Source organism: Mesorhizobium sp. P171375, from assembly GCF_057786075.1.
Genome location: NZ_JBYNWF010000001.1, coordinates 2,995,701 through 3,011,149, shown reverse-complemented (window position 1 = coordinate 3,011,149; position 15,449 = coordinate 2,995,701). Strand labels below are relative to the sequence as shown.

Genomic DNA, 15,449 nt, shown 5'->3' with positions numbered 1-15,449 from the left:
CCAACTCAAACCCATGCGCTCCATTCCAATTCCCGTCGTCAATTCTTCAATCATCGTGCTCAGGCCGCGCTGTGCAGCGGCCCACCGGCGACTTCGGCCAGCAGGCGGTCGAGATCGACATCGGCATTGCGATGCTCGCCGACGATGGTCTGCTCCGACATCACCAGAATGCGATCCGCCGTCTCCAGCGCCTCGTCGAGTTCGGTGACGAAGAGCAGCGTGGCGCGGCCATTGGCGCTTGCCCTCAACTTGGCGGCGATGTCGCGCCTGGCCGAGATATCGACGCCCTGGAACGGCTCGTCGAGGATAAACAAAGTGGCTGCCTGCGCCATCCAGCGCGCGACCATCACCTTCTGCTGGTTGCCGCCCGATAGCGTCGTCATCTCGTCCTTTTCCGAACGGCAGACGATGCCAAGATCCTCGATCTGGCGGCGGGCCGTCGTACGCTCGAGGCCGCGCTTGAGAACGGCAAAGCGCGACATGCGCTTATGGAAGGGCAAGCTGATGTTTTCCTGGATGTTGAAGCCGCCGACAATGCCGTTTTCGCCACGGTCCTTGGCGACGAGGAAGACACCGGCGGCGATGGCTTCGCCAGTCGACGCGGGCGCATAGGGTTTGCCGCTCAACGTCATCGTGCCGGATAGCGGCTTGCGCAGGCCGAACAGCGTCTCGGCGAGTGCGGTCTTGCCGACGCCGACGAGACCGGTGACGGCAACAACCTCGCCATCGCCGAGTGTCAGCGAGATCGGCCGGGCACCCGGTGCAATGCGCAGACCTTCAATGGTCAGGATCGGCTTGGCGGAGCTTCGGGCTTCGATCCGGTCGAGATGGATCTTGCGGCCGAGCATGGCGTTGACCGCGCCTTCATAGTCGAGCGGCTTGGTATCGAAGACGCCGGAGATGACGCCATCGCGCATCGAGACGATGCGGTCGGCCAGCCGCCTGATATCCGACATGCGGTGCGAGATGTAGAGGATGGCGACGCCCTGCTCGCGCAGCCGATCGAGCAGCGAAAACAGCCTGTCGGCCTCGGCGCTGGACAGCGACGAGGTCGGCTCGTCGAGGATCAGCACTTTCGGCTGGTGCGCCATGGCGCGCGCGATCGCCACCATTTGGCGGTCGGCCAGCGACAGATCGCTGACGCGGGCCCTGAGGTCGATGGCGAGTCCCATGCGGTCGGCGACCGCCCTCGCCTCCCGGCGCACGCGGCCAGGGTTGAACAGCAGCGGCGCGCCTTTGCCACTCAACCGGTCGAGCGTCAGATTGGTGGCGACATCGAGATCGGCGACAACGCCGTCATTGATATTCTGGTGCACGGTGACGACACCGGCGCGGATCGCTTCGGCCGGCGTGTTCGGCGCGAAGTTATCGCCGGCAAGGTGCATGGTGCCGCCGGCATGGTCGTAGACGCCGCTGATGATTTTCACGAGGGTGGACTTGCCGGCGCCATTGGCGCCCATCAGCACGGTGATCTCCCCGGCATGCAATTCGAGCGAGACGCCGCCAAGCACCTCGATATGGCCGAAGGACTTCCTCAGGCCGTCCACGCGGAACACGGCATCATTGCCCATTCGTTCCTCCCTGACGATGACGCTATGGGCTACGTCATCAATTGTCAACTCGATTGACAATTGACAGACAGCTTCCTAGCTTGGCCCCGCCGCCATCGCTCCACTATGATCGGAGCGACCAAGCGCGAGGGTGAGGAATGACTGGGAAATTGCCGTTCGAAGCACTGTCGGTGGAGACGCTTGCAACGCGCCTCGGCACGAATGAAGCGCTGTGCGCCAGGATCGGCAAAGACACCGGCGCCTGGAAGGTGCGCGAGGTCGGTGACGGCAATCTGAACCTCGTCTTCATCGTTGAGGGCGCCTTGGGTGCGGCCGTGGTCAAGCAGGCCCTGCCCTATGTTCGCCTGGTCGGCGACAGCTGGCCGCTGCCGCTGAAGCGCTCCTTCTTCGAATATCACGCTCTGACTCGCCAGGAGGCGCGCGCGCCGGGCTCGGTGCCGGCGATCTACCATTTCGATGAGGCCCAGGCGCTGATCATCATGGAATATCTGGCGCCGCCACACATCATCCTGCGCCGCGCCCTGATCGACGGCCGCCAGTTGCCGAACATAGCCAGAGATATCGGCCTGTTCATGGCCCGCACCTTGTTCCGCGGCTCCGATTTCTCGATGCCGACCAAGGACCGCAAGGCCGACCTGGCGCTGTTCGCCGACAATGTCGAGCTCTGCGGCATAACCGAGGATCTGGTGTTTTCCGATCCCTATTTCGACGCCAAGCTGAATCGGCACACCTCGCCGCAGCTCGACGGTCTGGTCGCCGAACTGCGTGCCGACCGCGACCTCAAGGTCGAGGCGCAGCGGCTGAAGCATATCTTCGCCGCCAATGCCGAAACGCTGCTGCATGGCGATCTGCATTCGGGCTCGATCATGGTCACCGACACCGAGACAAGGATGATCGATCCGGAATTCGCCTTCTACGGTCCAATGGCCTTCGACGTCGGCATGCTGCTGGCCAATTTCTGGATGTCCTACTTTTCGCAACGCGGCCATGAGGAGAACGGCAAGCGCGACGCCATGCGCGCCTACCTGCTCGAGGTAACCAACGAGACATGGTCGGTGTTCCGCGCCGAATTCTCGGCTTTATGGCGCACCGAGCGCACCGGCATGCTCTATCAGAAGAGCCTGTTCGAGGATCAGGGCGATATCCTTGCATCGGAGCAGGCGCTCGACCACGTGCTGCACCAGATCTGGACCGACCTGCTCGGCTTTGCCGGCATCGAGGTGCACCGGCGCATCCTCGGCCTCGCCCACAATGCCGATTTCGAGACCATCGAAGACGAGGATCTGCGCGCCTCCTGCGAGGCCAAGGCGCTGAAATTCGGCCGCCACATCGCCGTCAACCGGCGCCAGATCCTAGGCATGGACGAGGTCAACAATCTGGCCACGCTGATCGAACGGGAGAGCAGGATTTGAACGTTGGCGAGCGCCATTACCGCACCATTTGGCTGAGCGACGACAAGCGTTCGGTCGAGATCATCGACCAGCGCTGGCTGCCGCATGAGTTCCGCATCGAGACAATCGACACGGTCGAGGGCATCGCTACGGCGATCCGCGACATGTGGGTGCGCGGCGCGCCGCTGATCGGTGTTACCGCCGCCTATGGCGTCGCCATCCAGATGGCGGACGATCCGTCGGATGCAGCCCTCGGCGCGGTGTGGGAGACGCTGCACAAGACGAGGCCGACAGCGATCAATTTGCGCTGGGCGCTGGACGAGATGCGGCGCTCCTTGAAGCCGATCGCACCGGCGCAACGCGCTGAAGCTGCCTACAAGCGTGCCGCCGAGATCGCCGACGAGGATGTGGGCTTAAACCGCGCCATCGGCGAGAACGGCCTGAAGATCATCAAGGGGATCGCGGCGCGCAAGAAGCCGGGCGAGCCGGTCAACATCCTGACCCATTGCAATGCCGGCTGGCTGGCGACCGTCGACTACGGCACTGCCACGTCGCCGATCTATCTCGCCGTCGAGGCCGGCATTCCGGTCCATGTCTATGTCGACGAGACAAGGCCACGCAACCAGGGCGCCCAGCTTACCGCCTGGGAGATGGCCGGCCACGGCGTGCCGCACACGCTGATCGTCGACAATGCCGGCGGCCATCTGATGCAGCATGGCGAAGTCGACATGGTGATTGTCGGCACCGACCGCACCACGGCCAATGGCGATGTCTGCAACAAGATCGGCACCTACCTCAAGGCGCTTGCCGCCGCCGACAATGACGTCCCCTTCTATGTCGCCCTGCCGTCGCCCACCATCGACTGGACGGTGGGGGACGGGCTGGCCGAAATCCCGATCGAGGAACGTTCGGGCGACGAGGTGTCGCTGGTCTGGGGCAAGACGGCGGACGGCAGAATAGCGCAGGTGCGCGTGTCGCCGGAAGCGACGCCGGCGGCCAACCCGGCTTTCGATGTGACGCCGGCGCGGCTGGTGACGGGGCTGATCACCGAGCGCGGTGTGGCGAAGGCATCGCGCGAGGGACTGAAGGCGATGTTTCCCGAGCGGGGTTAGCTGATCTCCCCCCTCATGGGCCTGTTGCGTAATTGGCTGGTTGTGATTCTCTGAAGGCGAAAGCCGGGAGAGTCGCAATGGCGGTTAAGCGGACGGGTCAGTTGAGCCTGGTGGAGGCATTTCTGGGCGACAAGCTTGCGGGCGGTTCTTCGCCGCTCGACCGTCTGTCAGGTCTGGTGAAGTGGTACCGGTTCGAGAAGCTGCTCAACCGGCTGCGGGATGGCGGGCCGGGTCGGGCAGCCTGGCCGCCACTGGTGCTGTTCAAGGCGCTTTTGTTGCAATCGCTCTATGGCTTGTCTGATCGCGAGTTGGAGGAAGCACTCGGCGACCGGCTGTCGTTCCGGCGCTTTGCCGGGCTTGGCCTAGACGACACGGTCCCCGATCACACGGTTCTGTCGCGCTTTCGCAATCTGCTTGTCGGCGAAGGGCTGATGGAGAGGCTGTTTGGCGAACTGGACCGGCAGCTGGAGAAGGCCGGTGTGATCCTGAAGCGTGGGACGATGCTGGACGCCACGCTGATCGATGCGGTCTCGGCACCGCCGACACCCGAGCGGCCGTCGAAGGACGCAGACGCCCGCCCCACCATGCGCAAGGGCAAGGATGGCTTTACCTTTGGCTACAAGGCTCATGTCGGGGTGGATGAGGGTTCGGGCCTGATCCGCACGGTGATCACCACACCGGCCAACGTCAACGACACGGTGATGGCCGATGCCTTGATCTGCGGCGACGAGAAGACGGTGTGGGCGGATGCCGCCTATGACACCCATGCCCGCCGTGCCCGATTGAAGGCACAGGGCAAGAAGGTGCGCATTGCGCGCCGTCCCAACAAGCATCATGCGCTGCCGGCACGGCTCAAGCGCTACAATCGCCTGATCGCCAGACGGCGAGCGGCGGTGGAAACCACCTTCGCCACGCTCAAGAACCGCATGAAGCTGACCACGATCCGCTACATCGGACTGGCCAAGGCTACCGCTCAAGTGACGATGGCGGCCATCGCCTTCAACATGCGCCGATGGGCGGCCATCACGGGATAGGTGCGCCCTGCGTCGGCCTGAGGGCCTCCGCCACCATCAAACTCCACCCCAAAAGGCAAAGCCGAGCGAGACATCACGGTCAAACCGCTCCGCACGCCTTTCTCCCGTAACTGTGCAACAGGGCCCTCATGGGGGAGATGGCCGGCAGGCCAGAGGGGGGCGCTGTCCCGCCAGCGTGTCGGCACCTGGCCAGCCAACTTTCCTGATCTGATGGCTTCACGAACGAATGGGCCGCGATCCTTCGCGCCCCCCTCTGCCCTGCCGGGCATCTCCCCCACGAGGGGGGAGATCAGCCAATCGCCAATTGACAGCCCCCTCCCGCCCCTCCATATCTCCCCCGTTGATGTTCTCAGGGCGGGGTGAAAGTCGCCACCGGCGGTAAGAGTCTCGGCTCAAGCCCGCGAGCGCCTCCTGGCAACAGGAGGGTCAGCAGATCCGGTGTGATTCCGGAGCCGACGGTACAGTCCGGATGGAAGAGAACGAAACGGAAGACGGACCGCTCGTGCGGGCCGGATTTCGTATCGTGCGTCCTGATTCTGGTTCGAAACGGAAGGATGGACCCATGAATCAGCATACCCCAAGACACCAAGAAACTGTTCGTATCGCCGTCATTCGCGCGCGCTGGCACGCCGATATCGTCGACCAGTGCGTGCGGGCCTTCGAGACAGAGCTTGCCGTGCTCGGCGGCGGGCGCTTCGCCGTCGATGTGTTCGACGTACCGGGCGCCTACGAAATCCCTCTGCACGCGAAGACACTGGCTACGACCGGCCGCTACGCCGCGATCCTCGGCACCGCCTTCGTCGTCAATGGCGGCATCTATCGCCATGATTTCGTGGCCGGCGCCGTGCTTGACGGCATGATGAATGTGCAGCTGTCGACCGGCGTGCCGGTGCTGTCGGCGGTGCTGACGCCGCACAATTATCATGACAGCGCCGAGCATCACCGCTTCTTCTTCGAGCACTTCACCGTCAAGGGCAAGGAAGCGGCCAATGCCTGCCTGCAGATCCTGGCGGCACGGGAGCTGATCGCGGCATAAGATGCGCCAAAACAGCCGGATTTCAGCCCTGCAACAAGAATTGCGGCCTCCATGGCCGCTGACGGTTGCGGTTCTGGCGAAATCCGGCCAGAAGCATCTGGGCTGGCAATCGGCCGGCCCGCGACGTTGCGCTTGAAACCAGATACGGGAGACTATTGGGTGGCTCGCATAACACTGAGACAATTGCTCGACCACGCCGCCGAATACGGCTACGGCGTACCCGCTTTCAACATGAACAATATGGAACAGGGCCTCGCCATCATGGAGGCGGCCGAGGAGACCAAGTCGCCGGTCATCCTGCAGGCAAGCCGCGGTGCCCGCGCCTACGCCAATGACGTGGTGTTGGCCAAGCTGATCGACGCGCTGGTCGAAATCCACCCCGACATCCCGATCTGCATGCATCTCGACCATGGCAACAATGAAGCGACCTGCGTCACCGCCATCCAGTACGGCTTCACCTCGGTGATGATGGATGGTTCGCTGAAAGAAGACGGCAAGACGCCGGCCGACTACGCCTATAATTCAGGCATCACCAAGCGCGTCGTCGACATGGCGCATTGGGGCGGTGTCTCGGTCGAAGGCGAAATCGGCGTGCTCGGCTCTCTGGAGAGCGGCGGCGGCGAACAGGAAGACGGCCACGGCGTCGAAGGCGCGATCAGCCACGACCAGTTGCTGACCGATCCGGAACAGGCGGTGGAGTTCGTCAAGGACACCCATGTCGATGCGCTGGCGGTGGCCATGGGCACCAGCCACGGCGCCTACAAATTCTCACGCAAGCCGGACGGCGCGGTGCTGGCGATGAACGTGATCGAGGAAATCCACCGTCGCCTGCCCAACATGCATCTGGTGATGCACGGCTCGTCCTCGGTGCCGGAGGACCTGCAGGAGATCATCAACAAATATGGCGGCCAGATGAAGCCGACCTGGGGCGTGCCGGTGGAAGAGATCCAGCGCGGCATCAAGCATGGCGTGCGCAAGATCAACATCGACACCGACAACCGGATGGCGCTGACCGGTGCCATCCGCAAGGTGCTGACCGAGAATCCGAGCGAGTTCGACCCGCGCAAGTATCTGACGCCGGCCATGGCCGCGATGCGCAAGCTCTGCAAGGAGCGCTTCGAGCAGTTCGGCACGGCCGGCAACGCCCAGAAGATCAAGCCGCTGCCGGTTGCTGAGATGGCCAAGCGGTATAAGTCGGGCAGCCTCGATCCGAAGTTTGGGTGAGCTGACGTCCCCTTCCCTTCCCCCCCCTTGTGGGGGAAGGTGGCCTCGCAAAGCGAGGTCGGATGAGGGGTGTTCCAGCGGAGTGAGACGTTGGCGTTCCCTGGAACACCCCTCATCCGTCTCGGCGCTATCGCGCCGATCCACCTTCTCCCACAAGGGGAGAAGGGAAGAGAGGCGCCCCTCTTAAAAACTCGATTACCATTGCCGCTGTCCAGGTGAAGCGGCCGCCGCCGAGGGGCTCGCCGGTGAGCGGGTCGTAATATTCGGCAAAGCCGCTCTCCCGAATAAGGTCGAGGCTGGACTGCGTGATGTGTTGCGCGACATCGCCATGGCCGGCAACAGTGAGCCCGTCGGCGATCATGTAATTGACCACCAGCCAGACCGGACCGCGCCAGTAACGCTTGGCGTCGAGGCGTGGATCGTCGGGATCGTGCGAGGGCACGACATAGCGCGCCTTTCCGGCAAGGCGCTCGACGCGTGCCGCGAGCGCCGCCGCGCGAGGTTCTGGAATCGCCGCAAAGGCGGCCAAAATGCCGCCGACGGAGGCGCTGTCGATCAGCTTGCCGGTGGTGCGGTCGAGACAGAGATACTGGCCGTGCGACTCGCTCCACAGCCGCTCCATTGCCGCCAGACCCTTTCGGGCACGGGCGCGATTGGCTTCGGCGATCTCCGTTTCGCCCAGCGCATCGGCGAGATCGGCTAGATCGGCTGAGGCGCGGATCAGAATGGCGTTAAAGCCGGGATCGACGACCTGAAATGGCGAGGCGTCGTGCAGCCTGGTATTGTCCCAGCCGAGTGCACGAAAATGCTGCAGCAGCCAGAGATAGCGGTCGTATTGAGCCTTGGTCGGGCGGTGCGCCGGATCGGCATGCAGAATGTCGCGGCGGGTGTAGGGCTCGACGCCTTCGGTCGGCACACGCTCGAAGGCATCGTCCCAGTCGATCGAATTGTCGCGGCCGGATTCCCAGGGATGAATGATGGCGACCAGCCCGTCGCCTTTGGGGTCGCGGTTCTCATAGAACCAGCGATGCCAGGCGTCGATCTTCGGCAGCAGCGCACGCGCCCGATCCGCCGCCAGCTTCTTGTCCGTGGCGCGGTCGAACAGGCGGCGGACGGCAAAGCCGGCGACGGCCGGCTGCGTGATGCCGGAGGTCGCGGTCGGGCGATTGGTTCGCCACACATCGGGCCCGGGAAAATAGCCGTCGCTCCAGACATGGAAGACAATGTGCGGCACCATGCCGTCCGGCCATTGATGGGCGAACAAAGTGTCGATCTCGGTCCAAGCGCGCGCCTCGTCGTAGTGGGCGAGACCCAGTGCTGTCAGGCAGGAATCCCAGTTCCACTGGAAGGGGTAAAGGCCTTTGGTCGGGATGGTGTAGGCGCCATGGTCGTTTTCCCGGAGCACCTCGACGGCGCGGGCGATGGTTTCGTCGACGGCTAGAGAAGTCATGGACGGCATTCGTTCCTTAAAGGGCGTTGGTGGTCTCGGGATCGAACCAGCGGACGCGATCGGGCTTGGGCGCCAGCCGCAGCTGCTCGCCAACCTTGACGCTGGTATTCGATTCCAGGATGGCGCGGAACAGGCCGCCCTCGACATCGCAGGTGACCAGCGTGTGTGGCCCGAGCGGCTCGATGACCCGCACGGTGGCATGCAGCCCTTCGCTGCCCGCATCGACATCCTCGGGGCGAATGGCGAATTCTATTCTTTGCTTATCGGATTTCGGGCCGGGAAGCGTCAGCCCGGCGACGCTCCAGCTGCCGTTTGCCGCCTTGGTCGCCGGGATGAAATTCATCGGCGGATTGCCGATGAAGGAGCCGACAAAACGGGCGGCCGGGTTGCGGTAGACCTCGACCGGCGACGCGGCCTGGACGATGCGGCCCTGATGCATGACGGCGATGCGGTCGGCGAGGCTCATCGCCTCGACCTGATCGTGAGTGACATAGATAGTGGTGGTCTTCGACGCGGCGAGCACGCCCTTGAGCTCGGCGCGCATTTCGAGCCTGAGCAGCGCGTCGAGATTGGACAGCGGCTCGTCCATCAGGATGACGTCCGGCTCCATGGCGAGCGCGCGGGCAACCGCAACCCGCTGACGCTGGCCGCCGGACAGCTGACCCGAATAGCGCTTCAGCAATTGCTCGATATGCATGAGTTCGGCGGTGCGGTTGACGCGGCGCTCGACGTCGGCCTGCGGCAGCTTCTTCATGCGCAGGCCGAAGGCGATGTTTTCGAACACGGTCAGATGCGGGAAGACGGCATAGTTCTGGAACACCATGGCAATGCCGCGCTCGCGCGGCGGCAGATGGTCGACGCGGCGGCCACCGATCCAGACCTCGCCCTGGCTCGGCGTCTCCAGCCCGGCGACGATGCGCAGCAGCGTGGTCTTGCCGCAGCCGGAGGCGCCGAGCAGCACCATGAATTCCTGGTCAGCGATGGCGAGATCGACCTGATGCAGCGCGGTAAAGCCGCCGAAGCGCTTGGCGACGCCCTTGATCGCGATTTCAGCCATGAGCCTTCTCCGTGTCGCATGTCATCGGTTGGCGATCCCCCACATGGCGAACAGATATTTGCGGACGGCGAAGATGAAGATCAGCGCCGGCAGGACCAGAGCCGCGCCACCGGCGAATTTGAGGTAGAGCGGCGACTCGCCGAGGCTTTGCAGAAGAAAGGCGGTCAGCGTGCGGTTCTCGATGGTGAGCACGGCAGCCGCAAACACCTCGTTCCAGGAGATGGTGAAGGCGAACACCGCCGACGCCGCGATGCCAGGCAGCGCCAGCGGCAGGATCACCTTGCGAAACGCCTGCAGCCTGGTGCAGCCAAGCGTCCAGGCGGCCTCCTCCAATTCGACCGGAATGCCTGAGAACAGCGAAAAGGTGATCAGCACGGCGAAGGGCAGCGCCAGCGTGGTGTGGACCAGCGCCAGGCCGATCGCGGTGTCGTCGAGGCCGGTGCGGATGAACATCACCGCCAGCGGCAGCGCCAAGAGCGGAAGCGGGAAAGCCCGCGTCATCAGCACCAGGAAACGGAACGTGCCCTTGCCCGGGAAATCGAAGCGCGACAGCGCATAGCCGGCCGGGGCGCCGAAGCCGATCGACAGGATCATCGTCAGCGTGGCGACCAGAACCGAGTTCCACAGCGCCCTGGCGACGCCGGCGAAATTGATGAAGAACGACAGGCTGCCGGCATCGAAGGACGGGAAGAAGCGCTTGGGGAAGCCGGTCACTTGTTCGGGCGACGACAGCGCGTTGACGATCAGCAGATAGATCGGCAGCAGCACCCAGACGCCAAGCAGGATGACGGTGGCGATCAGCAGCCAGTCGCCGGCCTTGCGGGCATCGGCGCTTGCGGCGGATGGGGTTTGCGTGACCGCACTCATATGCGCGCCTCCTTGGGCACGCGCAGCACCCTGAGGAAGAACAGCGTGAAGCCGATCGAGATGGCGAGGATGAGCAGCGCCGAAGCGGCGGCGACATTGCGGTCCTGCAGCGTGAATTGCCAGTTGTAGGTTTCGCCCATCAGCACCGGCAGATTGGTGCCGCCAAGGGCGGCGACCACGGCGAAGACCTCGAAGGCGAGGATGACGCGCAGGATGATCGCCGTCTGCAGGCTCGGCCGCAGCAGCGGCAGCGTGATGCGGACAAAACGCTTCCACGGGCCGGCGCCGAATACTTCCGCGGCTTCGTAATATTCCTTGGGGATCAGTCCCATGCCGGCGACGAGGATGACCATCATGATGGCGGTGGCGCGCCAGATCTCGGCCAGCGCCACGGCGATGAAGATGGTGAGTTTGCTCTGATAGCCAAGGAACATGATCGGCCTGTCGACAACGCCGAGGTGGGAAAGCAGCGTGTTGAGGAAGCCCGACTGGTCGAAGATGGCGAGCCAGATCAGGCCGGCGGCGAGATCGGAAATGCCGAGCGGAATGGCGAAGATATAGAGCGCTGCACTGCGCCCCGTCTCCAGCCGCGACACCACCGAGGCCATCAGCAGCGCCATGACGAGCTGGATCGGCACGACGATGGCTGCGAGCAGCAGCGTGTTCCGCACGGTGACCGGGAATTTCCAGCTGCCGGCCATGGCGCGGAAATTGTCGAGGGTGAAGGCACCGTCGCGGGTCACCGCTTCGAAGGCGACCAGCACGAAGGGGTAGAGGAAGAAAACGCACAGGAACAAGGTCGCCGGCATCAGCAGCAGATAGGGCAGAGCCTTGCCGTGCATGGTGGTGTCCTTTGCGGCCAAGTGGTGCGTGGCCAAGTGGTGCGGTTTGGGCGCCCGGAGTGCAACAAACTCCGGACGCCCCCTCGGGAGGATCTGGTCGTTATTCCACCGGGCAGGCGCCCGTGGATGGCTTGTCAGGCGCCCAGCAGGGCGCCTTGGCCTGGTCGATGATCGCCTTGAGCGCTGTCGCCTGCTCTTCGAGCACGCCATGCACGTCCTCACCGCCGAGCACGATGCGCTCGAAGCTGTCGGTGTAGACCTGGTTGAACTTGCCGCCGAGATCGCCAAGGCCCATCGGCAACAGCGCCGGCAGCGCATCGGGCGCGCCGGTCATGGTGGCGATCGCCGGGCCGAAGGCCTTAACCGAGGCCGGCATGTCGTCGGGCAGCTTGACGTCGACGACCGGGAAGAAATTGGTCGCCTTCAGCGTCGCGATTTGCGTCTCGGGCTTGAGCATATAGGCGACCAGCGCCTTCGCCTTGTCGACATCCGGCGAGGTCTTGGGGATGGCGACACCGGCAACCACCGGCATGAAGCCGCGACCGGCAGGACCCGCAGGTGCCGGGAAGGCGACAAACTCGTCCGGCTTCTGGTTGAAGGCATCGGCAAGCCGCGCGACATGGTCGAACGCCACCCACACTTCACCCGACAGCAACGGCTCCTGCATGAAAGCATAGTTGGTCGAATTCGGGTTGGTGTACTGCCAGAGTTCCTTGAACTTGTTCCAGGCGGTCTCGGCCTCCGGCGAACGGAACTTGGTCACCATCGAACCGGTGTAGGACGGATAGAGAAAGCCTTCGAAGAAGCGGTGCTTCAGCCCCTTCGGGCCGGCGGGAAAACCGAATTTCGGCGAGCCGGTTTTCTCGGCGATGTTCTTCGACCATTCGATCAGCTGGTCGTAGGTGATGGTGTTGAGATCGACGCCTTGCGGCAGATATTGCAGCGCCTGCTTGTTGGCCGCCATCAAATAGGTGGCCTGCATCCACGGCATGTATTTCTGCTCACCGGTGCCGAGCGTGCCGAGCTTCTTGTAGGCCTCGTTGACCTTGACGCCGCCGACATCGACAGCGGACAGATCGACAAGGTTGGCACCGACGGTGGAGAAGTCGCCATGCAGGCCGCCAAGCAACCCGATCGTGCCGGTGCCGGCCTGCAGTTCGGCCTGCAGGCGGGTAAGCCAGGGACCGTCCTCGGCGACCTGATAGTCGACGGCGCCGTCAAAGCCTTTCAGCACCTCATCGCGCATCTTCTGGGTTTCCTCGACCGGGCGCGCCTGCGTCGACCAGAACAGCACCTGCTGCGCCTGCGCACCGCCGGCGGCAAACGACAGCGCCAGCGCGGCGCCTGCCAATGTCTTCAACATCTTCATCATGGTCTTCCTCCCTGGATATGCGCCGTCGTTGCGGCGTCAGTTTCATGTGCGCGGTGCGGGCCCATGGCTGGCGCGCGGCACCAGCGTCGGCCGGATCAGCCGCGTCAGCGGCGTGGCAGGCCGCTCCGCTATGACGGTGAGCAGCATGTCGGCGATCTCGCGCGCGCACTGGCGGATCGAGGCGTCGAAGGTGGTGAGGCCGGGCGGCGCATAGGCCGAGGCAACGACATTGTCGAAGCCGATGACCGAGAGATCGCGCGGCACGCTGAGGCCGGCGCGCGCCGCCTCCTCCATCACCGTCAGCGCCAGTTCATCGAACAAGGCGATGATAGCGGTTGGCCGGTTGGAGCCTTGCAGCATGCGGTTGACCGCCTGGATGCGGGCACCTCGGTCGAAACGCGGCGCCGTCGCCACATCGAGGCGCACCGATGGATCGCCACGGCGGCCGATGGCGGCGGCAAGGCCGTCTTGTCTGAGATGCCGGAAGGTCATCGGCTCGGAAATCGTTACCAGGCCGAAATGGCGATGGCCGAGATCGTAGAGCATGTCGAAGGCCTCACCGAATGCATGAGCGCCGTCGGTGTCGAGCCAATTGTAGGTAAAGTCACCGTCGAGTAGCCGACCGTGGGCGACGAAGGGAAAGCCGCGCGAGCGCAGATAGGCGAGCCGCTCGTCGACCTCGGCGATGCGGGTGACGACGACGCCGTCGGCGCGGCCGGACTCGACGACATGGCGCAGCACCGACAGCTCGGAATGGCCAAGGGCCGCGGTGGCAAGGATGAGGTCGGCGCCGTGCGCCACCAGCCCCTCGCCAAGCCCGGTGACGAACTCGCCGAGGAAGGAATCGACCAGATTCGGGCCTCTGACCGGCAGCACCAGTCCGACGAAGCCGCTGCGGCCGGAGACAAGCGTGCGCGCTGCGGTGTTGGGGACATAGCCGGCCTGGCGTGCCGCCTGCGCGACCCGCTCGCGCGTCTTCAGGGCGATCTGCTCATGCCCGGCAAGGGCCCGCGACACCGTCGTGATCGACAGGTCAAGGCTCGCCGCTAGTTCCTTCAGCGTGGTGACGCGGGTTGGCAACCGTTCCTCCCGAAACGAAGTGTTGAAACGTTTGTAATGCCCTGTCGGAAAATTGCAAACGTTTTAAATCGTCACTGTGCCGAGGTGCCAATTTGCGAAATAGCTCTCAAAACGGTTGGATAAAAAAGGCCGGGCGCAAAAGCTGCCCAGCCAAAAAGAAGGTCAAGAACCTTCAGAGGGGAACGCCGTCCAGCGGAATGGGAGGAGACCGCCGAACGATAATTCCTATATGCGCGCATTCGCAGCGGTTGACGACGAACGGCTTTCTAAAACAACGCGAGATTCAGAAATTTCGTTTCTCGTCTTCGACGATTTCAGCCGGCTGAGGCGCCTGTCTCCAACAGATCGGCATAGTGCCGGCGCGCCACGTCGGGATGCGAGCGCAGGCGGCTTTTCAGCACGTTGGTGCCGACATTGCGGAACAGCGGATTGTCGGGATCGCTGGCCGGCCCGCGCGCCTCGGCCGCCAGTTCCTCGGGCAGATCGAGCAGCGGGATCGTGGCGTCGAGCCGGGCGCTGAAGAAGAACGGCACCGAGATGCGCTCGACGCCGGCTGGCGGCGTCACCACGCGATGCACGGTTGCCCGGAGATAGCCGTTCGAGGCTAGTTCGAGCAGTTCGCCGATGTTGACCACCAGCGTATGGGGCAGCGGATCGACATCGACCCAGCTGCCGTCATATTCGACCTGCAGGCCCTTGGTATCGTCCTGCAGCAAGAGCGTCAGGAAGCCGCCATCCTTGTGCGCGCCGACGCCCTGGTCGTCGCCGGTGGCGTTGCGGCCGGGATAGCGAACGATCTTCATGCGGTGGTTGGGTTCATCGCGGTAGATCGGATCGAAGGCGTCCTCGGCCTGGTCGAGCGACAGAGCGAAGGCCCTGAGCAGACGGATCGCCACGACGGTCGCCTTGGTCTGCCACGCCAGCAGCGCCGGCTTCAGTTCGGGCAGTGCCGCCGGCCACTGGTTCGGCCCTTGCAGCCGCGTCCAGGCGGGCACCCCGGGGCCTTGCGGGATGGCCGGGCGTTCGACGCCGATGTCGAGCTGTTCGCGCCAGTCGGCCTTGCCTTTGGTCAGCTCGCCGCCGGCGCGGGTGTAGCCGCGAAACTGCGAGGATTTGACCATTTCGATCGCGAGCTTGTCGGCTTCCGGCAAGGCAAAGAACCGTCGCGAGGCGTCGAGCACCTCGGCGGTGTCGGCCGCCGATATGCCGTGGCCAGTCAAATAGAAGAAGCCGACGTCGCGCGCGGCCGTGCGCAGGTCGAACAGAAACGTTCGGTGCTCCGAGGCGCCCTGTTCGAGGCGGCTGAGATCAAGCACGGGTACGATCCTGGGCATGGTCAAGCTCCTTGTTTGCCGGCCCCGCTTTCACGGTGGCACGCAGGCTGGTTCAATCAAAGCAATGCGCAATCCAATC

At 64.0% G+C, this 15,449-nt stretch carries 13 protein-coding genes and 1 riboswitch; of the genes, 5 read left to right on the top strand and 8 right to left on the bottom strand.

From position 1 onward, the window contains the following. Nucleotides 1-59: 59 nt before the first annotated feature. A complete protein-coding gene (locus tag ACYHH6_RS14375) occupies nt 60-1,571 on the bottom strand; it encodes a sugar ABC transporter ATP-binding protein (protein ID WP_352584375.1) in 1,512 nt (503 codons plus the stop codon). Nucleotides 1,572-1,708: 137 nt separating this feature from the next. On the opposite strand from ACYHH6_RS14375, the gene mtnK reads away from it, so the two are divergent. From mtnK to fba, 5 genes are all read left to right on the top strand, one after another. Beyond that, nucleotides 1,709-2,983, top strand: a complete 1,275-nt coding sequence (mtnK, locus tag ACYHH6_RS14370; RefSeq protein ID WP_352584374.1) for an S-methyl-5-thioribose kinase — start codon at nt 1,709-1,711, stop codon at nt 2,981-2,983. Continuing rightward, the gene (gene mtnA / locus ACYHH6_RS14365; RefSeq protein WP_352584372.1) at nt 2,980-4,074 is read left to right on the top strand and encodes an S-methyl-5-thioribose-1-phosphate isomerase; all 1,095 of its coding nucleotides are present in this window, start codon (nt 2,980-2,982) and stop codon (nt 4,072-4,074) included. The genes mtnK and mtnA overlap by 4 nt, the downstream gene beginning before the upstream one ends. Nucleotides 4,075-4,151: 77 nt before the next feature. Next, nucleotides 4,152-5,108, top strand: a complete 957-nt coding sequence (locus tag ACYHH6_RS14360; RefSeq protein ID WP_477353343.1) for an IS5 family transposase — start codon at nt 4,152-4,154, stop codon at nt 5,106-5,108. Between the two features lie 341 nt (nt 5,109-5,449). After that, nucleotides 5,450-5,593: riboswitch (FMN riboswitch) on the top strand. A 77-nt stretch (nt 5,594-5,670) separates the two neighbouring features. After that, a complete protein-coding gene (locus ACYHH6_RS14355; RefSeq protein WP_352588961.1) occupies nt 5,671-6,144 on the top strand; it encodes a 6,7-dimethyl-8-ribityllumazine synthase in 474 nt (157 codons plus the stop codon). 159 nt (nt 6,145-6,303) lie between these two features. Beyond that, the gene (gene fba / locus ACYHH6_RS14350; RefSeq protein ID WP_352588964.1) at nt 6,304-7,368 is read left to right on the top strand and encodes a class II fructose-bisphosphate aldolase; all 1,065 of its coding nucleotides are present in this window, start codon (nt 6,304-6,306) and stop codon (nt 7,366-7,368) included. Between the two features lie 127 nt (nt 7,369-7,495). Here the strand turns inward: fba and ACYHH6_RS14345 are convergent, their stop codons facing one another. From ACYHH6_RS14345 to ACYHH6_RS14315, 7 genes are all read right to left on the bottom strand, one after another. Continuing rightward, complete coding sequence (locus ACYHH6_RS14345) at nt 7,496-8,818, bottom strand: amylo-alpha-1,6-glucosidase (RefSeq protein ID WP_352588967.1); 1,323 nt, start codon at nt 8,816-8,818, stop codon at nt 7,496-7,498. Between the two features lie 16 nt (nt 8,819-8,834). Continuing rightward, complete coding sequence (locus ACYHH6_RS14340) at nt 8,835-9,875, bottom strand: ABC transporter ATP-binding protein (protein ID WP_352588970.1); 1,041 nt, start codon at nt 9,873-9,875, stop codon at nt 8,835-8,837. A 21-nt stretch (nt 9,876-9,896) separates the two neighbouring features. Beyond that, nucleotides 9,897-10,742, bottom strand: a complete 846-nt coding sequence (locus ACYHH6_RS14335; protein ID WP_352588972.1) for a carbohydrate ABC transporter permease — start codon at nt 10,740-10,742, stop codon at nt 9,897-9,899. Next, entirely contained in the window at nt 10,739-11,584 is an 846-nt protein-coding gene (locus tag ACYHH6_RS14330) for a carbohydrate ABC transporter permease (RefSeq protein WP_352588974.1), read from the bottom strand. The genes ACYHH6_RS14335 and ACYHH6_RS14330 overlap by 4 nt, the downstream gene beginning before the upstream one ends. Before the next feature lie 100 nt (nt 11,585-11,684). Continuing rightward, entirely contained in the window at nt 11,685-12,956 is a 1,272-nt protein-coding gene (locus tag ACYHH6_RS14325) for an ABC transporter substrate-binding protein (RefSeq protein WP_352588977.1), read from the bottom strand. A 42-nt stretch (nt 12,957-12,998) separates the two neighbouring features. Continuing rightward, nucleotides 12,999-14,036 carry a substrate-binding domain-containing protein gene (locus ACYHH6_RS14320; RefSeq protein WP_352588980.1) on the bottom strand — a complete coding sequence of 346 codons (1,038 nt, stop codon included), beginning with the start codon at nt 14,034-14,036 and terminating at the stop codon, nt 12,999-13,001. A gap of 314 nt (nt 14,037-14,350) precedes the next feature. After that, a complete protein-coding gene (locus ACYHH6_RS14315; RefSeq protein ID WP_352588983.1) occupies nt 14,351-15,370 on the bottom strand; it encodes an isopenicillin N synthase family dioxygenase in 1,020 nt (339 codons plus the stop codon). Nucleotides 15,371-15,449: the final 79 nt, after the last annotated feature.